This window comes from Candidatus Saccharibacteria bacterium oral taxon 488 (assembly GCA_013100805.1).
GTDB lineage: Bacteria > Patescibacteriota > Saccharimonadia > Saccharimonadales > Saccharimonadaceae > Nanosynbacter.
The window spans coordinates 801,002-824,191 of the sequence record CP040000.1; the positions used below are offsets into that span (position 1 = coordinate 801,002).

The 23,190-nt window shown below is 44.3% G+C and carries 20 protein-coding genes; all 20 read right to left on the bottom strand.

From position 1 onward, the window contains the following. Positions 1–66 precede the first annotated feature (66 nt). Positions 67–447 (bottom strand): hypothetical protein, encoded by a 381-nt coding sequence (locus tag FBF27_04255; GenBank protein QJU09590.1) that lies wholly within the window; start codon positions 445–447, stop codon positions 67–69. 1 nt (position 448) lies between these two features. Further along, positions 449–982 (bottom strand): ImmA/IrrE family metallo-endopeptidase, encoded by a 534-nt coding sequence (locus tag FBF27_04260; GenBank protein ID QJU09591.1) that lies wholly within the window; start codon positions 980–982, stop codon positions 449–451. A 43-nt stretch (positions 983–1,025) separates the two neighbouring features. Continuing rightward, a complete protein-coding gene (locus FBF27_04265; GenBank protein ID QJU09592.1) occupies positions 1,026–2,315 on the bottom strand; it encodes a hypothetical protein in 1,290 nt (429 codons plus the stop codon). Next, entirely contained in the window at positions 2,312–3,382 is a 1,071-nt protein-coding gene (locus tag FBF27_04270) for a restriction endonuclease subunit S (protein ID QJU09593.1), read from the bottom strand. The genes FBF27_04265 and FBF27_04270 overlap by 4 nt, the downstream gene beginning before the upstream one ends. Further along, positions 3,379–4,587: a hypothetical protein gene (locus tag FBF27_04275; GenBank protein QJU09594.1), complete on the bottom strand. Its 1,209-nt coding sequence runs from the start codon at positions 4,585–4,587 to the stop codon at positions 3,379–3,381. Before FBF27_04275 ends, FBF27_04270 begins: the two co-directional genes overlap by 4 nt. Positions 4,588–4,726: 139 nt before the next feature. Further along, the gene (locus tag FBF27_04280; protein QJU09595.1) at positions 4,727–6,205 is read right to left on the bottom strand and encodes an SAM-dependent DNA methyltransferase; all 1,479 of its coding nucleotides are present in this window, start codon (positions 6,203–6,205) and stop codon (positions 4,727–4,729) included. A 30-nt stretch (positions 6,206–6,235) separates the two neighbouring features. Then, positions 6,236–6,889, bottom strand: a complete 654-nt coding sequence (radC, locus tag FBF27_04285) for a DNA repair protein RadC (protein ID QJU09596.1) — start codon at positions 6,887–6,889, stop codon at positions 6,236–6,238. Between the two features lie 55 nt (positions 6,890–6,944). Further along, positions 6,945–9,050 (bottom strand): DUF262 domain-containing protein, encoded by a 2,106-nt coding sequence (locus tag FBF27_04290; GenBank protein ID QJU09597.1) that lies wholly within the window; start codon positions 9,048–9,050, stop codon positions 6,945–6,947. 48 nt (positions 9,051–9,098) lie between these two features. Continuing rightward, on the bottom strand, positions 9,099–11,777 hold the full coding sequence (locus tag FBF27_04295) for a hypothetical protein (GenBank protein ID QJU09598.1): 2,679 nt from the start codon (positions 11,775–11,777) through the stop codon (positions 9,099–9,101). Then, the gene (locus FBF27_04300) at positions 11,774–12,436 is read right to left on the bottom strand and encodes a hypothetical protein (protein ID QJU09599.1); all 663 of its coding nucleotides are present in this window, start codon (positions 12,434–12,436) and stop codon (positions 11,774–11,776) included. The genes FBF27_04295 and FBF27_04300 overlap by 4 nt, the downstream gene beginning before the upstream one ends. Then, on the bottom strand, positions 12,421–13,164 hold the full coding sequence (locus tag FBF27_04305; protein ID QJU09600.1) for an anaerobic ribonucleoside-triphosphate reductase activating protein: 744 nt from the start codon (positions 13,162–13,164) through the stop codon (positions 12,421–12,423). Before FBF27_04305 ends, FBF27_04300 begins: the two co-directional genes overlap by 16 nt. After that, entirely contained in the window at positions 13,112–15,247 is a 2,136-nt protein-coding gene (locus FBF27_04310; protein QJU09601.1) for a ribonucleoside triphosphate reductase, read from the bottom strand. Before FBF27_04310 ends, FBF27_04305 begins: the two co-directional genes overlap by 53 nt. Positions 15,248–15,406: 159 nt before the next feature. Further along, on the bottom strand, positions 15,407–15,784 hold the full coding sequence (locus FBF27_04315) for a hypothetical protein (GenBank protein QJU09602.1): 378 nt from the start codon (positions 15,782–15,784) through the stop codon (positions 15,407–15,409). Continuing rightward, positions 15,781–16,791, bottom strand: a complete 1,011-nt coding sequence (locus tag FBF27_04320; GenBank protein ID QJU09603.1) for a hypothetical protein — start codon at positions 16,789–16,791, stop codon at positions 15,781–15,783. The genes FBF27_04315 and FBF27_04320 overlap by 4 nt, the downstream gene beginning before the upstream one ends. Positions 16,792–16,818: 27 nt before the next feature. Further along, positions 16,819–17,271 carry a sensor histidine kinase gene (locus FBF27_04325; GenBank protein ID QJU09604.1) on the bottom strand — a complete coding sequence of 151 codons (453 nt, stop codon included), beginning with the start codon at positions 17,269–17,271 and terminating at the stop codon, positions 16,819–16,821. Further along, positions 17,256–17,735, bottom strand: coding sequence for a hypothetical protein (locus FBF27_04330; GenBank protein QJU09605.1), 480 nt, complete (start codon positions 17,733–17,735; stop codon positions 17,256–17,258). The genes FBF27_04325 and FBF27_04330 overlap by 16 nt, the downstream gene beginning before the upstream one ends. A gap of 94 nt (positions 17,736–17,829) precedes the next feature. Beyond that, complete coding sequence (locus FBF27_04335) at positions 17,830–18,498, bottom strand: response regulator transcription factor (GenBank protein ID QJU09606.1); 669 nt, start codon at positions 18,496–18,498, stop codon at positions 17,830–17,832. 40 nt (positions 18,499–18,538) lie between these two features. Beyond that, on the bottom strand, positions 18,539–21,772 hold the full coding sequence (locus tag FBF27_04340; GenBank protein QJU09607.1) for an NUDIX domain-containing protein: 3,234 nt from the start codon (positions 21,770–21,772) through the stop codon (positions 18,539–18,541). A 17-nt stretch (positions 21,773–21,789) separates the two neighbouring features. Next, on the bottom strand, positions 21,790–22,356 hold the full coding sequence (locus tag FBF27_04345) for an HAD family hydrolase (protein QJU09608.1): 567 nt from the start codon (positions 22,354–22,356) through the stop codon (positions 21,790–21,792). After that, entirely contained in the window at positions 22,322–23,017 is a 696-nt protein-coding gene (locus FBF27_04350) for a hypothetical protein (GenBank protein QJU09609.1), read from the bottom strand. The genes FBF27_04345 and FBF27_04350 overlap by 35 nt, the downstream gene beginning before the upstream one ends. Positions 23,018–23,190 lie beyond the last annotated feature (173 nt).

Genomic DNA, 23,190 nt, shown 5'->3' on the forward strand with positions numbered 1-23,190 from the left:
AAGTATTTTCTATTTATAGTATAATTCTAACATAATTAGTTATAGGTTTAGACTCACATGCGACAACTATCTAATAACCTTATATGCTGCAAAAATAGCAAACCCTACTATTGCAAGTGCAACAATACCCCTAACAAAAAAATCAAAAAAGATACACACCTTGTATAGTATTGGGTGTATTAATCTCATTCTTGCAATCCTTAGTGATCGTCTCCTGGAGTCAAACTGCCTATCTGCTATATATTCAAAAAGTGTGAATAAAAAAGCCGTCTCTAGTACCACCCCAAGCAGGTTAAACCCGTCACTACTTTTAATGTCTGATTTACCAAGTTCAACTTCGGAGCCCGTCAAAGGTTTTGCGCCGCTAGTCGTTACATTCTCACTGTCAGGTTGAATCAAACCATCTTTTAAACCGTCTTTCAGTCCTTTTAATTTTTGGTTTTGCATATTAAAGTTCTAGTAGCCCTAAGTTCGATAGCCTGTTATATGCCGCCGCCTTTGAAACTTCAAACATTTCTGCAAAGTCATCAATATCTTTCACGCTATCCCAAACGTTTATAGCATCTTCTTTTGGTATTAGTAATGCTGCGGCAAACGCATTTGCTTGCGTTTCTTTATATAATAGAGACGAATCTGCATAATCAAGAATTGGCTTACGATATTCAACGAATTCTTTTTCTTTATCAACATCGTGTAGAATAATGTGTCCAATTTCGTGTGCTAGAGAGAATTTCTGTCTTGGCAGAGGCTCACTTTCAGATATTTGTATCTTGTAAGAGCCGTCTTCTCCTGAAACCCTTGCAGATACTGTATTGGGTTTAAATACAACTAGTTCGACTGTCGCCCCGATAGATTCTGCTAAATTTTTTAATTGTCCAATTGTAATTAAGCTTTTTTGATCTGCATAATCTCTATGTAGATCAGATGCAACTTTTTCTATTGACTCTAAGGTATATGTCTTAGGGTTGCTATTGGCTACCATGCTCCACTCCTTTCGTCATTATTCATAATTATAACACTTATGTTTATTTTCCAGAATTCCTTGCAATCAATCCCAAGACACTATCCAGATCAACAGATTCATTCGTTTTGACCAGCCCAGTGTCAACTTTAGAGAATAGAGCGCTCATGATGATTAACTTCTCGTTATCGTCTACCTCAATCCCTTCGTAAGTTAACGCCTGATAAAACCTTGTCAACGCCGCTTTTTGCTCATACTCCATTGCAATATGATGATTTGACATGACGATTTTTACCATGACGCGTATGATATAGACAAAGAAAGAAATAGCGCCGATAAACAGTACTTGCTGCGACAAGAATGGCACTTTTTCAGTAATCCCCTTTGGAAATTCATGGAGCGAATGAACAAACCAGGCGATGACAAACAATAAGATAATCGCCACAACACACAGGCCAACAGTCCAATACTTAGCTTTTTTCCTGTACTTTTCAGATCGTTCATTCAATAACTCTTCTGGTGCCTCAAGCTGTAACTTCTTTCTATAGGTATCTTCCAACGTATCCAATTCTTTATGTTTTTTCGCCTCCCAATCGTTGACCTTAGATTTGTAGTCATCCATCTCAGCGATATTCTTATCAACTTGATTCTGGACTTCCTTACGCTTCTCTTCTATAAAACGGGTTATTTCCTGTTGGCTCTCGCCTGCTTCCTGCAACAACTGTTCTAGCTTATCTCGCGCTGGCCGCAATGTCTTTTGTTCAAAATTTTTAATACTTACATTTTTAGGCGATAGTTCATCTTTTAATATAAATAATGCAGGATAGTATGAATAGTTATAGTTTTGATATAGACTACTTCCTACCTGAATTGGATTTCTACATAATTCTACGTACCTTCGTATTGCATCTGACAATTCCCTACCATCGTCTACACGATCAAGATAAAAATCGATGAATCTATCTATGGATCGCCAACTTGCATCGGAGATAATAGGGCTATTTACAGATATTCTATATGTATACTTTCCATTATTATCGACTCTGTCATGGGATAGATTACTAAGTAGATAGTTTAATATATCGTCTCTTGGTTCAGGACTATCGCCGATGGACTCTAAATATTCTTTAATGCTGTTAAATTTATTTCTGATATTTTGCCACTCCGCATGAAAGCCTTGACCTCCCTTTTTATCGTGCCAGTATTCAAGATTTTCATCGATAATTCTCTCAAAAGATGAGAAATTTAGATATTTAGGCTCATAATTTATACCGTAATTGCTATCGCTTAATAGTATAGTAAATTGCGCTATATCATCTAATAAATTGTTTATTTGTGCTTTTGTACGTTTCATATTTCAATCTCTCCAGAAATTAACTTCGGTAAAAGTGAGCTACGAATATTCACGAGAGAATTGATCTCAAATAAATTAGTTTTTATTTGGTCAATTATTGACGTAAACTCTGAGGTCATCTCTTCAATATTCGGCGGTATTATAACCTCAGCCTGTTTTAGATGCTTTCGCTGAATATGACCCATGGTTGTAGCTTTTGATTTGGCAATTGATATAAATTGGTCCAGATAATATTTTGTCCAATAGTAATATAACCATTCCGGATATTTATCTGAGGTAACTTTAAATAGGTGCTGATTAAGTGCACCGTCTCCACCGCTCCAAAACTTAACCATCAACGTACCAGACCATGAGAACAACAAATCACCATCGTGTACAATATATTCTTCCGGAATATTAGCACTAGCGATATCAGTAGAGTCCGTTATTCCACTGGACATCTCACGAATTTTTATTACAGGAAGGGTACGTTGTCCGTTGATTTTTGGATATTTTTGCATAGCTAAACCATTCAGGAAATTAGCTATTTCATCAAGCGGTTTTTTGTCCCAGCTCTTCGCCTCAGGATTATCGACAAAATAATGGCGAAAGAGAGCTTGACCGAGCTGCTCAAGGGTTTCGTTCATGCGGCGATTGAGCTCGATTTTTTCATCAAGACTGCCGAGGATATTGGCAATTTTCTTTTGCTTATCTACGTCAGGAATGCGCACTTTTAGCGCCGACAAGTGGTTCCTATTTAACGTAGGTACAGCTGCACCTACGTTAAAGCTAGAAAAGTCTAAAGACTTAAGAGTATAATAAATAAATTTCTCATCATTACCCTTAAAATCCTTGACCCAAAGTGTAGTATTTAGGGGCCAAAAGTCACTTTCGACATATTGACCACCACCAATACTGCCGGAGCGACCAATAACCACACCTGGACCTTTTACCTTAAACTTGTCATGAGTCGTAGTTGTTCCGGTAGACGCTACGACTGGATATTTACCCTGTCTACGTTGTGAGGTGGGCAAGTCAAAACCACGCTGCAAGGTAATTGCATCGGAGAGCGAAACAATCTGCATCATTGTTTCTGCTCCTCATCTTTTTCTGCCACCTCATCACCCCCTCTCGTCCCCTTTGTATCAAGTAGTCTCTGAATATCTGGCTGTATTTTGCCTATCTCGCTTAGTGAATTTTGCAAATACCTAGTGAAATTATTTTTTGCCAGCTCTCTAGTGATATCGTTATACACTTGCAAGGACTTCATATTTCTAAGAGATTCGGCAGTGGCTTTCGATAACTGAGACTGGATTTCTGAATTATATGTAACATTTTTTTTGAATTCTGGCGAGGCAATATTTAGCTTCAATCTAGCGACAGCTTCGGTAAGAGGTTGAAATATCTGAGAAATCTGTTTTTGATATTCGGTAAATATCGTAGGATCAATCGTTGCTACAGAATCCATGATAGCTTTCATAGAATTGCTTAGCTGCTCCATGTTCACCTTTAGGTTTTCACGGTAGGTGCTCTTAATAGTACCAATGCGTGACATTATGTGTTTCTGATTTTTTCTAGTTTGGTCGAGTATTTTTTTGGTTATTATGTTCTGATGCGCCGCTTTATTGCGTGCATCTATAACTTTATTCAAAGCTCCAGATATATGCTCGTACTGCACGGGGCTTTCCAAAATAGAACAAATACTATTCCAAACTGTCCTGGTCTCAAATAAATTTGTCGCCCGTAACTTTAGGTTATCAAAATCTTTCGACTCTGCTATTAGTAACAGCATGGCATCTCCCGTATTAAGCCTTTCCCTAGCAAGCCGTGATATATCTTCCTCTAGAACGCCCGGAAGCTCACCAAATGAAAAATCATGAATCTTTTGACACCACTCGATTATCCCTGTAGGTGTTGATTTTATGCCATGTTTCTGATGATTACTAATGATATCTATCAAAACCTTTTCTATCTCTGGGATTATACAGACGAGCAACTTCTTAAGCTGCCTTTCAATCACCAGTGTGAGCTGTAAGATTTTTTCACCCCGAGCAGCCGAAAGTTCGTCAGAAAGTATGAAGACGTCTTTTGCCTTAGATATCTTATGATACACCTCATCGGTCATTTCAGACTCTAGCATCAATACGTTAATCATGAAGAGACCGGCCTGCCGATCGAGGTCGGATAACTTCGCCTCATCGGCATGACTTACGCCTAGGTCTTTGAGACGATTGATCGCTTTGAATTCAGTCGAAGCCTCTACGGCAAATTCTATTGAGTATTTTTTACTCACAAACCACTCCCGAATGAAACCGACGGACGAGAATAGATTTGTGCTAATTTAACTACAAGGTGAGTCTTTTTAATATAAAGCCACTGTACTATAAAGAAGTTCTTCATAGTCGACCCAGTGCTTAGCTCCCCTTGAAGATTCATAGTTTGATCTTCTCCAAATTGACCTTGATTTTCGCCTCCAGCTCGCGGCTCTTCGCAAACTGCCCTTCAAGCTCAGCAGTCAACCGAGCAAATTTCTCGGCGAACGGTTCATCGTCTTCTTCCGCCTCCTCGACGCCCACGTAACGGCCAGGCGTCAGCACATAATCATGTTGCTTAATCTCCTCCAGCTCAGCAACTTTACAGAAACCTGGCTGGTCGGCGTAATCCGCACTAGCAGTTTTATAATCATGGTATGTCTTCGCCACCCGGGCAATGTCTTCTTCGGTCAGCTCGCGGTTACGGCGGGTTGCCATTTTACCCAAATTACGCCCATCGATGAATAGCACTTTGCCATGACGATTGGTACGATCGCGCGACACAAACCACAGACAGCATGGTATAGCGACGTTAAAAAACAACTGGCTCGGCAGTGTGACGATGGCGTCAACCATATCATTAAGCACTAACTGCTTGCGGATATCACCTTCACCGCCAGTTTGACTGCCCATACTCCCATTTGCCAGCACGAAGCCCGCCGTACCGCGCGGGCTCAAATGGTGAATCATATGTTGAATCCAAGCAAAGTTAGCGTTACCCTTTGGCGGCAGACCATATTTCCAGCGTGGGTCAGCCTGCAAATGTTCTTGACCCCAGTCGCTAATGTTAAACGGCGGATTGGCCAAAATGTAATCAGCTTTCAGATCAGGGAGCTGGTCATCCATCAGAGTGTCGCCACGTTTGATATTCGCATCAATGCCGCGAATTGCCATATTCATTTTAGCGAGTCGCCAAGTCGTTTCGTTCAGTTCCTGACCATACACCGCGATATCGCTGACACGCCCAGCGTGCTCCTCGACAAACTTCTCACTCCAGACGAACATACCACCACTACCACAGCACGGGTCATACACGCGCCCACTGTATGGCTCAAGCATTTCTACCAGCAATTTCACGATGGAGCGCGGCGTGTAGAATTCACCGCCATGCTTGCCCTCACTGTCGGCAAACATACCCATAAAATATTCGTAGACTTGACCAAGTAAATCTTTGGAACTGGCAGTGTCAAATTTGATATTGGTAAATAAATCGATGAGTTCACCTAGGCGACGCTTATCCAGAGCTTCACGAGCATAATTTTTTGGCAACACTCCCTTCAGACTAGGGTTGTCGCGCTCAATCGCCTCCATGGCACTATCAACTAAGACGCCAATTTCTGGCTGTTTGGCGCTCGCCACCAAGTGTTCCCAACGAGCCTCCTTGGGAATCCAAAAAATATTCTCCGCCAGATACCAATCCCTGTCTTCTGGATCATAATTGTCATCAACCGCCGTCTGATACCGCGCCGAAAACGCATCCGAAACATATTTTAGAAAGATCAACCCCAGTACCACATATTTATAATCCGACGAACTAATATTACCCCGTAGTTTATCCGCCGCAGCCCACAACTGCTTTTCAAGCTCCCTCGTATTCATAGATAGATTATATCAGATTTTGAGGCTCATTTACTCTGCGTGCAGCAAGCTCTTGTAATTAAGTTTTGTAACGATAATATGATCATTAAGCGTAATGCCAAGCAGTTTTCCCACTTCCACCAGCCTGTTCGTGACATCTTTGTCAGCCTGGCTCGCCTCCAAACTACCGCTCGGATGATTATGCGCCACGATGACCGAGGCAGCACGGTCGGCGATGGCGTCGGCGAAGACCTCGCGCGGGTGTACCAGGCTGGCGGTCAGCGTACCGATAGTCACCACCCGCTTGGCGATCAAACGATTCGCACCATCCAGCGTCAGGCAGACAAAGTATTCCTGCTTTTTGTCGTGAATGTCGGCCAGTAGCTCAACCGCTTTCTCTGGACTATCAATGATCGGCTGGTCGCTATCCAGCAAATACCGCCGCGCCAGTTCTAAGCTCGCCACAATCACTGGGATTTTTGCTTCTCCCAAGCCAACCACGCCGCGTAGATCATCATACGAAACATCGCCGCCTTTTTGACGCACAATCTTCAGCACCTCGCGCGCAATTTTACCGACATCGGCCCGAGCATTACCGCTGCCAACAATCGCCATCAACAGCTCCAAGTCACTCAGCCGCGCCGCACCGTAGCGTGCCAATTTCTCGCGGGGACGGTCGTTGGGATGACGATCAGAGATTCTCATATAGACAGTATAGCAAGCGCCCTAACTAAACTAAAGTTGTCAGGCTGACACATACCTACTGTTCAATCGGCCTTGTCAATTCAACATTGATAGAGATTTTATCAACATTAAACATCTCCGCTAGTTCGCGCATGAGCCGTATTTTTTGATTCGTATTTGTTGCTACGTCAACCACAAGCCCCGTGTCGTGAATCTTTACGGAATTAAAAAATCTTTTAGAATCATTACTAATCCAATTTTTCGTCTTTTCGCTGTTCATAATCTGATCAATAAAATCAGGGTTCTCGTCATACAAATACTCGCAATAGACGCCAAGAATTTGCGACCAGCTCGTTACTGGATACGAATCATCACCGATATAGAACATCTTTACCATTGTGCCCTTGAAATCAACATCATCAAAAATATTAACTTTCGTATCAAGTATTGGCGGTTCAAACGTACTTGTTGGCAGCGGCCAAATTTTAATTATTTTATCAATCCACCACCGCTGGCGCTCCAATATTGCTGCTTCATTCCATGTATCATATTTAGCAACAGTCTTATTAATCTTAAGCGGGCTATCAGCAAACCCGTCTGGCATATTACGCTTTTCTCGGAAACTTTTGTTTGAATATTCAGAATTATATCCCGTCAATGTCAAATTCGCTAGCCCATGCAAATATGTGCCATGAATTTCATCGGCACGGTCGCCGAGCTCATCCCGCCAAGCATTGGTCATGGTTTGCGGCATAATATGTTCAATCGTTAGCTGTAGCTCTTTGTTATTAATCTGTTTCAGCAATGACACGTCCTTAGATTCATCGTCAACCGCAGTTAACAAATACATGACATTGGAAGAGCGCTGATTATAGGTAAAGTTTGCTTTTATCGCTGTTTCTACTTCATTATTTCTTGGTAGGCGAGTTTGTCCACTTCTCGAAAGCATAGTGTATTTTAGCACTTCAATATATACTGCATCGTTCTGTTCGACACTCGATAATATATTTCTATGCAATCCCGCAAAATAGTTATCTAGACTTGCTGTCGATAGGTTAACGACGATACGCCGCGAAAAGTAGACACGTAGCACATCAAATATCTCAGCAATTTCATCATCAGACAAATGTCCATCTTGCCAATATTTCATAACTGATACAACATACGGGAAGAACGCCTCAATCCTCAGATAACGCATAATGAACGCTGCCGAGTTCAGTTTGGTAAATTCATTATTGTCATCTGTGCCAAACTTCAAAAAGCGATAGTATTTTAGTATTCTCAAAATCTCACCATAAAATGTGTCAAGCGATTCATACGACTGATCATCAGAAATATTATTAGAAAAAGCTTTTTTAAACTCTGGATACACCTTATCAGTATTTACGACCGATTGGTTTTTAGCAATCAAATAAACACGGAAGAAGTCGGTAATATCATCACGCTGCGGATCGGTTAAGTATGTTTCAATATGCTGCCAATAGTTAGTCAAAACATAATCTTGTTTTTCTGAGGTGTGCAACATCAATGAAAAATTCCGAATTTTATCGCCATCTGTCAATGGCTTGCCAGTTGAGTTAATACTTTCAAAAACTTTTTGTGGATTATCGTCATCTTTATCTAGCACGATTGTGACAATTTCAAAATCATCAAGCGTGTTAATGTACTGTTCTAAATGATCACGATCTCTAAAATATTCATAAAATTGAAGATAGGACTTGTATAAATTACTTTTCTTTTCATACTCGGTCAATTCCGCCTGGCTAAATATTTTCTCAAATATTTTATTGTCAGTAGTTACCGCCCGCAGTTTGATACGGTTTTCCTCTGATCCATATTGTTTTGCATATCTATTGTATAAATACTCGTCCTTGATTTGCTCGGCTACCAGTCTAAGCTTTTCAGGTGACTCTAACGCCAAATGGTAAATTGCGGTAATCATCAGCAAAACTGTCGTTGCACGCTGCTGACCGTCGATAATGATGCTTCGGTCACCATCGTTGATATACACGATACTGCCGAAATAATGCTTTTTATCTCCACGCTTCACCTCTTCAAGGTCGTCTAAAAACATTTGGACATTATCGGCTGTCCAAGAATAAGGGCGTTGAAAATTAGGTATCTCAAAGAATTTGTTTGGCGTATATAAGAATAATTTAATGTTAGTTTGCAGCGCTTTCATATATCTAATTATACTACTTCATTGCTACCTCTTTAGGCGGTGTGTTTACTAAACTTTCACTGACTGCCGGCCGCGCACCACGCACATCGCCACTACAAACATGCCAACCAGCCGCGATACCAACGACGTATCATCCGCGCTTGATTGAGCCATTGACGCAGACTCTTCTTCTGGATTGAGCCGACTGTCGTCCGGCCATAGGCCAGGGGATTGACGGCTTTTTACGACCAAAACATTATCGCTCACGGTACTCGTTTCGCTATTATAACCGTAGCTGTCAACCGCCAAATCATTCTGCTCGTCCAGTTCAGATTCTACCGCCTCAGATACCTCATTAGCAGCAAGTTCTTCTTGCTCTTCAAGTAAATCAATAGTTGGCTCTACGTCGCTGGTATCCGTAATTATAGCTTCAACTTCATCATCCACACGCGGTAAATCGCTCTTTTCCGATACTTCCATAACTATACTGTCATGCTCCTCGCGAGGCATGATGCGCTCCTCTGAAATTTCCATTGTTGGCTCGTCCAGCTCGACATCAGGTATTGGTTCAGTAGCCGGCGAGACAGGAATAGCTATCTGCTCTACCGTCTCATAATCATTGGTGATTTCAGGAACTGACGATGTCTTGAAGTTGTCCGATTGCCCCACGGAGTCCATATCAACACCAATCTCGTCGTCTACGGAGAGTTTCAAATCACCATATTCTTCACGCACTATAATAGTTTCCATCGGCGCAACCGTCACCGCTTCAGCCGAAGATACTTCCGGCTCTACTGCTGGCGACTGTTGTTCGACAAAAAACACCGTATCCTCCTCGGCCCAAACTTCGTCATCCTCGTCATAATCGCACTCTACCGCCGCATGGTTATGATCAAGTTGTTCGACCAGGGAAGTCTGCACCTCATAAATCCTTTGGTCTACTACCAATTCCTCGCTCAATTCTGGCGGCAGATCAATTTGACTTTTACCCTCGCTAACCGCAACGGCAGCAGCTGGCAAGGTTACATTCACCGCTTCTAGTTCTATCGTCTCGTCAGCCTCGTGCGTTGCCTCTATAACCTCATGCGTCGTAGGCATATTAATAACATCATCCGGGCGTGTCGGGCCGTGATCAGCTGTAGGCTCCTCACTTGCAGAAAGCAAGTCCTCGCCATATTCAACAACATCTTGAGTTGATAATGACACAATCGCCGACTGATCAGGCTGCTCTTTCGCTGAAATTGATGCGGTCGCATTAACCACCTCTTTAGTAGATACCTCGCTTGTTTCGTATTCCGCCGACACGTTAACGGCGTCCTCTTGCGCCTGAGACGGCGGCATATTAGTTACGGTTGGAATTACGTGCTTAGGCTGTTCGACATCAACGCCATCGGTCGATTCGACAAAATTATTATAATCCGCCGCCACATCTATATTAATCTCGCTGGACTGAGCGTCCGCCAGTACTTTCGTGCCAGAATCATCAATTAGATCTGTAGCCGCAGGTTCATCCACCTTTATCGCCTCAAACTGCGCTGCCAAGTGTTGCTGCTCAGAAACTGGCGTAGCACTTTCATCATTTTCTGCTACCCGGCTCGGCTCAGAATTGGCTGATTTTGACCCTGTTATAACAAAATCTTTTTCTTTTTGGTGTTCAATTGATGGTGTTTTTACGCTTGACGGCGCAGTGTTTTCGTCGCCATCATATGTATTTTTCACAACACTAGCGGTACCCTTATCGTCGCTAGTCGTATGATAAACAGCTTCATTTTCCAGTGGATTACTATTCTTATCAACAGTTTGATTACCTTCATTTATCGCTAATGATGCTGGCGCAGTTTCCGCCTGCGCCGGTGTATATAGGGGTTCTAGCGTCGGCTGTTTGTTATCATCATCTGCATCAGAGGTGGCATCAATGACGCGCGGCTTCGCATCTGTTGAAGAATTACTCGCCTCTGCCGCTCCGGTAAAATACCCTTCGTCAGAAATTTCGCTAGCACTTTCTGGCCGAGATTCCCCGACATCTTTAATATCGTCAGCGATAGTTTCTGGAGCCATTTTTAATCCAAAGAATGGCGCTTCTGCCGCTTCAGTATCCATATCTTCGCCCGAAACTTCGACCGGCTCGTTAGTTGAAGTTTTGGTTTCTCGTTCCTGCTGCACAATTTGCTCAGTCGGCTCATCTGTCTTAGTTGTTAAATCTATAGGCTTCGTCTCTGCTGCCGCTGGCTCAGGCACATTTTTAATAATAGACTCTTGATAATCGATAGGCTCTGAATATTCCGCCATCACCAATTCCCCGCGTCCATTTTCATCAAGACTATCGAAGTCATCTGGAGCTAGCAATCTCTCCAGATAGCTTTCTTTTGGTGTCATTTCCATTAAATTAGGAACCGCCTCTTCACCCGCAGAATTTATATCAGTAGATATATTCTCCTGTCTTTCCGACTCCCGCTTCATGGCTAACGCCTGAGGTTTTACACACTGGCTAAGATATGGGCAACCAACACATGTCACACATGCCGTTTGACCAATTGACGCCGATACTTCCTCAGTAGAAGGTAGTTCTTCTTCACCACTAGCCACCGCCACCAAATCAAACTGCTCAACATTATCAGCCACCGTTTCGTCAATGCCAGACGAAAAGTCCTCACCGCCAGCGCCACCTCGCAGCGACGAAAACACATCAAAACCATCACCGTCAATTACTGTCGATGATACTTCTGCTGTACTCGTCGCCCCAATCATTGCTCAAAAAATGTCTCCGTTGAAATATGTGATTCGTCGACGCCAGCGGCAGTTAGTTTTTGCCAAACATCGCGCACAAACGGCAGGCTGCCGCAGACCAGAAAATGCGCATTACTCGGCACTTCGCTCACAATGTTCGCCGCCTCAAACCGCCCGTTATGCCAGCCGTCTTGTTCCTCAACCTGCTGGCGGGTACTAAATTTTTTGACCGTAATATTCGACGCCGCCAGTTCATCAGCAAACACCATATATTCCGGCGATTTTTGACTCAAATAGAGAAAAGTCGGCTGCTTGGCGTCCGCCAAAATACTCCAAATCGGGCTCAGTCCGCACCCCGCCGCGATGCCGACTAGCGGCCGCTCAGTCTGCAGATTGAAATCGCCGTACGCCCGGCTAATATGCAGCGTGTCGCCAACGTGACGCGAACACAAATAGCTCGAGAATTCACCACCAACATTTTTCACGGTAATCGACATCAATTCCTCATGCGGGCGCGAAGAAATACTATAGGCCTTGCCTTCGCGCACCTGGCTGCCCTCAATGAACACCGTGATATATTGCCCCGCCATAAAGTCAAACGGCCGCGCAAAATACAGTGTCGTCACCTCAGGATTTTCCTGGCGCACCCGCACAATTTCGACAGTTAGTGAATCACGCATTCCTCGACATACCTTTCCATTATTTTTTTGGCAGCTCTAAATTCTTCGTCGGTAAAGGTGTGGTAGTTGGCAAATTTCGGACTAATGGTGGTGCCGGTGCGAAAATGCTGCAAAGCGAAGCGCTTGGCGCCCTTGACCAACTCGCCAATCTTTTCAAAATCCGCTACCTCCAGCTGCTCGCGAACGATGGTCGTCCGAAATTCATGGCCAATCCCTGAGTCAATCATCAGCCGCACATTGTCTTTGATGGCCGCTAGATCAATCGGCCGCGCTGCAATCTCCACGTATTTTTCCAGCGGGCCCTTGACGTCCATGGCGATGAAGTCAATCGTCCCCTCCTCGACCATACCGCGCACTATATCCGGATGCGTGCCGTTAGTATCCAGCTTGACATCAAAGCCGAGGCTCTTGATCATCCGGCACAGCACCGGCAAATCCTCGTTGACTGTCGGCTCGCCGCCAGAAATCACCACGCCGTCTAGCTTGCCGATGCGCGACTTCAGGAAGATCATTGCCTCCTCGACTGGGATGCTCGGCGCTAACCGCTCAGGTAACACCAGCTCCGGATTATGGCAATAGCCGCAGCGCATATTACAGCCAGAGAGAAACAGCGCTGCCGCCACGTGCCCTGGATAATCCACCAGCGACAGCTTCTGAATCCCGCCGATCGACACCTTAAGCTGGGACAGCGACGGCGCAAGCTCGCTGATGTTCGGCGGCATCGTCATAATGCTCCCTCATGTCAAATTCAGCTTGTTTGCCATTGTTCCACTGAGCAACCGGACGCAAGAAACCGACTACCCGCGAGTAAACCTCAGTCGCTTCGCCGCAATTCGGACACTCTGGATGCTCTCCGACGATATAGCCGTGATTGGTGCAAATTGAGAAGCTCGGCGTAAAGGTAAAGTACGGCAATTTGTAATTTTCGCAAATCGTTTTGACCAGTTTCTTCAGCGTCTGCGGATCATCCATACGCTCGCCCAGGAAGAAGTGAATCACCGTGCCGCCCGTGTATTTAGTCTGCAAATTATCCTGCAAATCCATCAGCTCAAACAAATCATCAGTGTAGTTGACTGGCAAGTGGCTGGAATTGGTGTAGAACGGATGCTTAACTGCCGCGCCGAGACCATTAGCAAAGTGGGCTCGGTCAGGGAAGCTAGCTTTGTCGAGCCGCGCCAAGCGGTAGGTCGTACCCTCAGCCGGCGTTGCCTCCAAATTGTAATTATTGCCCGTTTCTTTCTGGTATTCCACCAAGCGGTCGCGCATGAAGTCAAGCGTTTTCTCGGCAAACGCCTTACCCTTTTCAGTGCCAATGTCAACGCCCAGCAGGTTCAACGCCGCTTCGTTGGTGCCAATCAAACCGATGGTTGAGAAGTGATTTTTCCAGTATTCATTGAAGCGCTTTTTAATATCGCGCAGGTAAAACTTGGTGTACGGATACAGGCTGATATCCGAATCGGTCAGCTGCTCCAGCACCTTGCGCTTGGTCTCTAGGCTGTCGCGCGCCATATCCATCAGCTCGCCCAAGCCCTTGAAAAACTCTTTCTCGTTCTTTGATTTCAGTGCCAGCCGCGGCAAATTAATCGTCACCACGCCGATCGAGCCAGTCATCGGATTCGAGCCAAACAAACCGCCGCCACGATACTCCAGCTGGCGATTATCGATCCGCAAGCGGCAGCACATCGAGCGCGCATCTTCTGGATCCATGTCGGAATTGATGAAGTTCGAGAAGTATGGGATGCCATACTTGGCGCTAGCCTCCCAAAGATTTTCAATGACCGGATTATCCCAGTTGAAATCCTTGGTAATATTGACTGTCGGAATCGGGAAGGTAAAGACTCGGCCGTTGGCGTCGCCCTCAGACAACACCTCCAGAAGCGCCTTATTAAGCATGTTCATCTCTTCTTGATAATCGCCGTAGTTGGTATCCTGCATCTCGCCGCCGATGATCACCGGATTGCCAGCCATGTGCTTTGGACATTCCAGATCAAGCGTGATGTTGGTAAACGGCGTCTGGAAACCAACCCGGGTTGGCACGTTGACATTAAAGACGAATTCCTGCAGCGCTTGTTTGACCTCGTCATAGCTTAATTTATCAGCGCGAATGAACGGCGCTAAGAGCGTGTCAAAATCAGAGAACGCCTGAGCGCCAGCCGCCTCGCCTTGCAAAGTGTAAAAGAAATTGACCACCTGCCCAAGAGCCGAACGGAAATGCTTGGCTGGCTTGGAGGCAACCTTGTTTTTAACGCCAGTGAACCCTTGGCGTAGCAAATCCATCAAATCCCAGCCAACACAGTAAACACTCAGCAAATTGAGGTCGTGAATATGCAAATCACCCTCTTTATGCGCCCGGCCGATTTTTGGCGAATAGATTTTATCCAGCCAGTAGGTCTTAGTAATTTCCGCCGAAACGTAATTATTCAGTCCCTGCAAACTATAGCCCATGTTGGAGTTTTCTTTGACTTTCCAGTCTAGATTATTGACGTACTTATCGATCAAATCGACGTGCGCATTGGAAGTAATTTCACGCAGTTTTTTATGCTGGTCGCGGTAGATGATGTAGGCTTTGGCAGTTTTCTTGAACTTGGAATCAATCAGCGTGTCCTCGACGATGTCCTGAATATCCTCGACACCCGGCAAACGTTTTTGATTGCGAGTTTCCAGTACCGCCAGCACCTTGTCAGTCAATTTAACGGCCTGTTTGGCATCAAATTCGCCAGTTTCCAAACCCGCCTTCTCGATGGCTTTATCAATTTTTTTACGGTCAAATTTAACGGTCCGACCATCGCGTTTTTTGATTGATTTGTACATACCCCTCCTTATTATGGCAATAGCAAACCAGCCCCAACCTCCCCGAGGGGCTTGTGTTGCAAAAAACGTTATTTATTTTCTAAAAACACCATATATAGTGCTTAATATAGAATATACACGCGATATATAGCGTTTGTCAACGAAAATACATTGTATTATTTACATATGAGAGGCGGATGAGATCGTCTCCTCTGATAACGCCAAAACGTCGCGGTAAATCATATCAACAATTTCCGCCTGAGCCAGCTTCTCGCCAATTCGCTGCTCGCCTGGCACGTCCAAAACATCTTGATCTTTCCACCACTGGCGCATCTCTGATTCGCCAAATTCATGAGCGTTTGGCTTAGTGGCGTGGCGGCGCACCGTTTCCTCAAATGATACGTCAAAATAATAAATCAGTTGTTCGCCCTGAAAATCATCCAGCAGCCGGCGCAGCATCGTGCCGTAACCCAGCTGACGCTGGAGCAAGCGTGCCGTGCTGGTTTTACCGCAGCCAGAATTACCGCGGAGAATGATCAGCGGATGAGAGGCCGTCACGTGCGCTCCAGCAAATCATAAGCGGTAGCTGCCGATAGCGCCTGCATTTGGCGAAGATTATCACCTGACTGGAGCGGCGGCTTGAGGCTGCGGATAAGATAAAAGCCAACAAACGCCGCTAACATCTCCGCATTGAGCTCGTCTAGCCATGGCGTTACATCCTGACCATGGCGCGCCATGTCGATTAAAAACTCCGTCGCCCCAGACCCCTGAGGCGCATAGGAAGCCCAATTCCAATCGACCAATTTCAGCTCACCAGTTTGTGGATGAAACGCCAAGTTATCACTGCGAACATCACTGTGATCAAAACAGTCTTCTGGTTGTTTGGCGAAGTGTTTAGTACGTACCGAAATATCGGCTAATTCATCGCTCCTACTCAGTAACTCCATCATCTTTTGGCAGCGCCGCTGGTTGACTTTTGATTGCTCCGGTAATAATGTTCGGTAGTGATCAATCAGCTGACGGCGAACGTCAGCCTCAGCAATAACTCGATCAATGCCCTCATCCAAGCCGAGTTCCGCCGTCGTAAACGGCTGCAGTTGTAATTCCTCAACCACTTCATACGGCAACTCCGTTTTTTCCAACTCGCGAGTTGCTGCCACTACCGCCGAAATATACCGCTTGGCCACAGATTTTTCCGCTGGCGGCCGCCACAACCAACCGTCGGCCAACGCATAACTGGTTGTCATCAGCACATGCCCATCACCGACCAGCGCAGTCCAGTCAGCCACATATTGTGAGTGAAGTTTCTGCAATAACCGCGTCACTTCGTAGTCTTTTTTCAGCCAAGCCAATTCCCGCTCGCCGTCGTCCGGCAGCAAATCAACATCAACTTCTTTAACAAAAATCGTCCTATCGCCCGCCGACACCAAGGCGCGGCGATTGCGCGAAAAGCCACCGCTTACCGATGTAATTTGCAAATCAGGCGCGTCAACGCCAAGTTCTGCTACTGCACATTGCAGCGCTCTATTGGTCAGCAATTTGTTGGGACTGAGCGAAGTTTTCATATGGAAATTATAGCATTGACCTCGAGTTTACCGCGAGTCGACGTGCGAAACAACCAACGTAAATTCCGCGCCATTTGGTGGCTGGCTTTTAACCCGAATCGTGTAGCCACAGCGATCTGCTAGCGACTTGGCAATCGCCAGCCCCAAACCGTGGCCCGATGCGTCAGTCCGCGTCCGCGCCGTGTCCGCCCGGTAAAATCGCTCAAAAATATGCTTTTGGTCGCCCGGTGCAATGCCCGGGCCGTTATCTCTCACTGTGAATTCCAGCACGTGTTTTTTACGATTCACCCACGCAATCACATTCACTTCGCCGTTTTTTGGCGGCGCGTATTTGATGGCGTTATCCACTAGAATTGCTAGAATTTGACGAACCGCATTTGCCTGAAGCGGCACGTCGCCGGCCAAGGATTGATCATCATGCACGAGCCTTACCCGCTTTGCCTGTGCGGCTGGTGTAAACCGCGTCACCACTTCTTCAATAAAAGCGTAGCTGGATTAACTAGTTCTGGATCAGTCATGACACCTCCCGATTTTGCCAAATCAAGCAGTGAATTACTGAGCTCGGTCAATTTCTTGATTTCTGCAACGTTTTGACTCAAAACGTGGCGAGCTTTCTTCTCGGTCAGCGTTGATTTTCTGAGTGCCACTTCGTTCACAAGTGACAGCGCCGCCAACGGTGTCCGCAGCTCGTGACTGGCGTCAGATACAAATTGCGTTTGCTGTTCAATCGACCGCTCAATTGGTGCCAATGTCCGACGTGCCAATAGCAGACTCAGCCAATAGCCGACCAGCAACATCACGCCATTGAGTACCACCAGCGACATAATCACCGACCCGCGCGTCTCGCGGTTGCGTTGCTCCAGGCGGCGACTAAACTGACGCTCAATAAGCTCTGGCGGTTGCTGAGCATGTTCACCCGGCGGTAATGGACGATTTAATTGCACGGAAGGATAGCATAAATAATCACGCCAAACACCAGTGATAAGGTCATAATCACCGCCAAATAACTCAGCGCCAGACGCCTAACGCGCTGCCGTTTCATGATTTATCCTCCAGTTTGTAGCCAAAGCCTGGGACGGTGTGAATCAATTTTGAGTCAAATGGCTTATCGATTTTGCGGCGCAAAAACATAATGAATAGCTCAACATTGTTTGGCAAGACATCTGCATCAAAATTCCACACATGCGAGATGATTTGCTCTTTGGACAGGACCTTGCCGGCGTTACGCATCAGATATTCCAAGACAGCGTATTCTTTGGCAGTCAGGCTAATTTCCTGCGCGGCACGCGTCACCTTTTTCAAACTCGGATCAAGCGTCAAATCACCGACCCGCAAGATTTCTTCCAGCTTCTCGTTCGGACGGCGCAGCAGGGCGCGAAGACGCGCTAATAACACCTCAAAACTAAACGGCTTCGCCAAATAATCATCAGCGCCCACGTCCAATCCTTCGACTATATCCCGCTCGGCATCACGTGCCGTCAACATCAAAATCGGCGTCTGATTACCGTCTTGACGTAGCTCCCGGCACACTTCATAGCCATTCATTTCCGGCAGCATCACATCAAGAATAATCACATCATAGTCATCCGCCGTCGCCGTTCGGTAGCCCTCGTCGCCGTCATGCGCCACGTCAACCGCATAGGCTTCATCTTCCAAGCCTTCCTTCAGCGACCGGGCGATCGCCACGTCATCTTCTACTAGTAAAATTCTCTTAGCTACACCCTCTCAATAAACAAGACGTCTTAAATTATCTAAGATTATGCGTACCTTCATTCATAATAACTTCAAATATGTCAGCCAATACAGCATCTTTCCAACTTTGCGGGTCTTTATCGTGTTCATTAGTAAGGTTGTATGAGTTGAAATTATCATCAGGTTTGCCCACAAAATCCGATGAGTAATGTATCGCACCAAATCCCACATTGCGACCATTTTCTTTATTGTATCTGGCGACAGCATCAGCAATTTTTGAAGACTCAATGTCTACAGTCTCGATTCTATTGTCTTTACATATCTTTATAAAACTGTCCGTCTCATCAAGCGGTGTGACACAAGATATGTGTCCGCTCGACTGAAATGGTATGAAAGAAGCTAGAATATTTTTAATCGGAATGTATCGGGGCGTTGAAGTATTATCAAATATTGCAAACTCTTTCGGTATATATATTCTACTATAGACTTCAGGCTGACCTACTAATGTGCCGACCTTACCGTTATGTATAATAGCGCTTGCGCCAAGTCCGCATACATGAGTTGTCAAGTCGGCTGCAATATCTCCCCAGTGACCGTATTTACACTCTAATACGTTAATAATGGTTGTATTGAGTCGAAAACGAGAACTAATGTACCAGAAATTTTCCGAAATGCTTGCTGGTTCATAACCCTCATTAATCAGGTATGCTTTTAAGCGAGTTGAGTAACCCAAATACACAATATCCCCACCATGTACGATTTCATTCGTAAGCCCCGTAAGATGAAATTTATTCTGGTCAAGATCGGGGTAGCGCACAATCTCAACATCGCAATTAGTGCTTCTTACGTATCGGCTAAAAAGCGTCGCATAATGCTTTAGTACGTCATCGCCAGGAAAGTTAAATAAGTGTAGCGTAGTAGTTTCAGGGTCAATAACACTAATCGGTCTAAGCGCGTTGCTATTTCTATCTTTAGCGACAATACCGCCAGCGCTTTCTGCATTAGTTGCATTAGGAACTACCTTATTTATAACCGACCAAATAGGTATAATGCCGTGTAATACAATGAGGTGAGGCTTCTGCTCCAGTTCTTGAAAATAATTTTTTAGTTTTTTATTAACATATCGTTCTTCCAATATTCCAGTTGCATGACTAGAGCTATTGGAAATATTAAACTTTTCTTTGTAGTGGTTTACTATCAAACTTGACATATCGCCTAAATGTAAGTATTTATTAAGACCATTGAGTGTGCTTGCTGTACACTGTGAAGTATCTATATTAATAGGCTGTACCCACTCACTTGAAACAGACTCACCATTAATGCGAACAGAGCCGCTATCAATTTGAGCCATAAAATCATACATCAGGTATCGACGACCACTTGGTCCGACATAGCGCCGCACACCAGCCCGAATAACATTTTTAATAGACAAGCCTGTCTCTTCAAGCGTCTCACGCACAAAACAACCCTCAGGATTTTCCGTGCGGTTCATCTTTCCCCCTGGTATGACGTATTTGCCGGCATCTTTCCCTTTTGCGCTACGAAGCAGTAGTACCTCACCTTTTCCGTTAAATATATATCCACCAGCACAAAGAATAACTGGGCGGGATGCTTTTATAAAAAGGCTCTTATAATATTGATAAAACCTGTTGAAGCGCTGTCTATTAACAGCCTCGTCATATATCTCATCTCGACTGATTGCGTGACATCCTCTGTAGGATGAGCGTATCGACCGTTCTTTACCTAGTCTACGTTCAAGAGAGGGCATCTCGTGACCAGTCCTCATAAGATACCAAAGCGCAAGAAGAATTGATATGCGCGAACAGCCATCACTGAAGTAATGACCCGTAAAATCAATAGACCATAAAATATATGAAGCAACATAAATCCTATTTTTCTCATGCTGCATCTTATCAAATAATTGTGTTAAAAAGTCGTTAAAATGATCTCGGACATCATCCGTTCGTATATACTTCGCCACATCATGACTACGAAAAAGATTGTCATCATTAAGTCCCGACACTCTTTTAGCTAGAATTATCACAAATTCGCGTAGACTATCCTTTGTTTCAATACGAACATATCGTTTATTGTAGACATAGTTTACAATCTCATCAAGAAATTTTATTTGATTCCGTGATGCATGGACTACGCCGAGCATTCGAGACAACCTAGATTCTTTATTATCTGTTTTCAATACCCCATTAGTTGTACGTGACACAACCATTACACAACGCCGAGCACGATATTTTATATCATCCTCATATGCAGCATCACGATAAAAGAAATTTTGATATTTGTGCATATCAGCATCACGAAATATAGCATAATCTTCAACTTGGCCACTTTCTCTACTAGAGAGAAGCGGCACGTGTATTGAGGGGTTTCTGTTAACATAAATGTCGGTACCATCTTTTTTATAGTAAGTCTCACTAAAATTGCCGTGTAGTTGTTGCCGAACATCACATATCGACCTAACGAAATGATGCGCGGCAAGCCTATAGAAATAGCTTGCAGTTGCAGAATATTTCAGTATCGACTTTTGGAGGCTTTCGGGAGAAAAGGTATTAATATTATAGAGGGAGCGTGACCTAGTGATATTATTTCGCGCTATATCTATGAAGTCGGGAATGATTGAATAAATATGCCATTTATAGCCATATCGTTCAGAAATATGCACGACTCTTTTTGCATCTTCTATCTTCTCAAATCGCTGTACGAGTATAAAACTTATCCCCTGCTTACAAAGCAAATCAACAACGTCACGACAAATATGAGAAGCTTCTTGATGAAGTTGGCGGGGTTCGGGCACGATCCCCCTTCCAATAAACCAATAATCATCAAATAGTCTGCGCTTTATTATATCTGTTTCAACTATTGTATATAACCTCAGCCTATCTTGCAGCTTCTTTGCAAAAGTAGATTTCCCTGAACCTCCGACACCCCTAATAAGGTGGATAGTATGCCTTCTGCCATCCTTCCTATTGGCAGAAACGATCTTGGAAATCACCTCATCAACTATTTTTTGCCTGTACTTCTGACGAGACTCAACAACTCCATTACCGCTACCGTCAACAGAATACACCTCTAAACTGCTGATGTCCCTAAAAGCAATCATAATAGCAAGGCGTACATTCTCAATATTACTATTCACAAGTACACCATTCAACTCAAGCAAGTTAAGTTTACGTATTACCGTTAAGGCGCTCTCCTTTGACGTAACACTAACAATTGAACCGTCATAGTCTTCAAGGGTAAGTTTGCTATCTTGTATCTCAAGCACTTTCACGCCTAGATTACTATCCCCTACTCCACTGCCAAATCCGTCACACTATCAACAGTCTGTATATCATCTGGCAACGGTACTGGTTGCTTACAATAATCGTTTTTTATGAAGAAGCTATTTACATTAGCATTAATGCCAGCCTCGTAGTCGTAATAGTAGCTATCACCGACCATATACACGTTTCTAGGATCAAGATTGAAGTTTTGTATGATGTCTCGTATCACATGCGTTTTTCCGTTCCTATCACTGCCATCTGAGCAAAAGAAACCATCAATTAGTTCATCAATATTAAGATTAACAATCTTAGCTTTCAGCTCTTCAAGTGCTTCTGGCCCCGGGACGGGATGGGCTGAGACAATGAATATTTTGTATCCGCGAGCACGAAGATTTTCCAGAAAATCGCGTACACCATCGACCAATATTAAGTTGTTATAGCTATCTTTCTCAACTTGATTGCCTTTGTAGATATTATCGGGTCGAGAGTTTCTGTCCGCGCCAGCAGGTCGCCACAGCGTACCGTCGCCGTCGAAGATTATTGCTTTGGTGCTGGTTTTATTCATACTGCATATTATATACAATAATGTCATTTTCTGCGAACATCTCTCGGGTAATTTTTTCTATCAGCTCTCCTATATACAATGTGCGCCGAAAATCAATCTCTCGATTTGTCGTACGACTTCGTAGCTCGACGTTTTTTAGTAAATCATCGCTGCTAGCCTTGAGGAGGACAGCTTTATCAGCATGAACTGGAGTAGTACCGATAAGAGTAGCGCCTTGAGATAACTGTTCACGAAAAAACTCTTCGGCATACAGTGAAAGTTGTCTTGTTGTCCTGGTTAGATATGTCAAATAATTATCGGTTTGCCTAAAAGGAATAGTCCGCTTGCACGTTTTATGTCGATCATGATCAAAATAGTATTCATGATGCAGCAAATATTCTTTAAGGCTTACTGGCATCGTATCAAACATATCATCCATGTCAATAACATTGAGGTGCTGAGCAATGGTTGACTTACCAACACCGGGCGAACCAACTACCACTATCGACCTCCGCGGATATCTATCAATTATTTTTGAAATCTCAAAAGCATCCTTTTGTCCGTAATTCTGATTCAATTCACTATCTCGTACTAACTTGTTGCCTTCGGTATAGTTTCCCGCAAGAGAAATAGTTGCCATACAATGAATACAACTATCGTGACGACTTCTTAAGTTATTATTCCAAGCATCAAACAGAATCTCATTCATAATCAAAGTTTATTCTGACATATTTACATATACCAATCAACTACTTCATCTTATAGTTGAGATTACTTATCATCCTGAGTAGCAAACTATTATAATCATCGAAGACAACATCGCCATCACCCAATCATTGAAAGAGGGTTTGGAAGATGAGGCGTACGCAGTGGATGTGGCGG

Coding starts and splice junctions, on each gene's coding strand:
- FBF27_04255 (QJU09590.1), bottom strand. CDS start 447: ATGCAAAACCAAAAATTAAAAGGACTGAAAGACGGTTTAAAAGATGGT.
- FBF27_04260 (QJU09591.1), bottom strand. CDS start 982: ATGGTAGCCAATAGCAACCCTAAGACATATACCTTAGAGTCAATAGAA.
- FBF27_04265 (QJU09592.1), bottom strand. CDS start 2,315: ATGAAACGTACAAAAGCACAAATAAACAATTTATTAGATGATATAGCG.
- FBF27_04270 (QJU09593.1), bottom strand. CDS start 3,382: ATGATGCAGATTGTTTCGCTCTCCGATGCAATTACCTTGCAGCGTGGT.
- FBF27_04280 (QJU09595.1), bottom strand. CDS start 6,205: ATGAATACGAGGGAGCTTGAAAAGCAGTTGTGGGCTGCGGCGGATAAA.
- radC (QJU09596.1), bottom strand. CDS start 6,889: ATGAGAATCTCTGATCGTCATCCCAACGACCGTCCCCGCGAGAAATTG.
- FBF27_04290 (QJU09597.1), bottom strand. CDS start 9,050: ATGAAAGCGCTGCAAACTAACATTAAATTATTCTTATATACGCCAAAC.
- FBF27_04295 (QJU09598.1), bottom strand. CDS start 11,777: ATGATTGGGGCGACGAGTACAGCAGAAGTATCATCGACAGTAATTGAC.
- FBF27_04300 (QJU09599.1), bottom strand. CDS start 12,436: ATGCGTGATTCACTAACTGTCGAAATTGTGCGGGTGCGCCAGGAAAAT.
- FBF27_04305 (QJU09600.1), bottom strand. CDS start 13,164: ATGACGATGCCGCCGAACATCAGCGAGCTTGCGCCGTCGCTGTCCCAG.
- FBF27_04310 (QJU09601.1), bottom strand. CDS start 15,247: ATGTACAAATCAATCAAAAAACGCGATGGTCGGACCGTTAAATTTGAC.
- FBF27_04320 (QJU09603.1), bottom strand. CDS start 16,791: ATGAAAACTTCGCTCAGTCCCAACAAATTGCTGACCAATAGAGCGCTG.
- FBF27_04345 (QJU09608.1), bottom strand. CDS start 22,356: ATGACATTATTGTATATAATATGCAGTATGAATAAAACCAGCACCAAA.
- FBF27_04350 (QJU09609.1), bottom strand. CDS start 23,017: ATGAATGAGATTCTGTTTGATGCTTGGAATAATAACTTAAGAAGTCGT.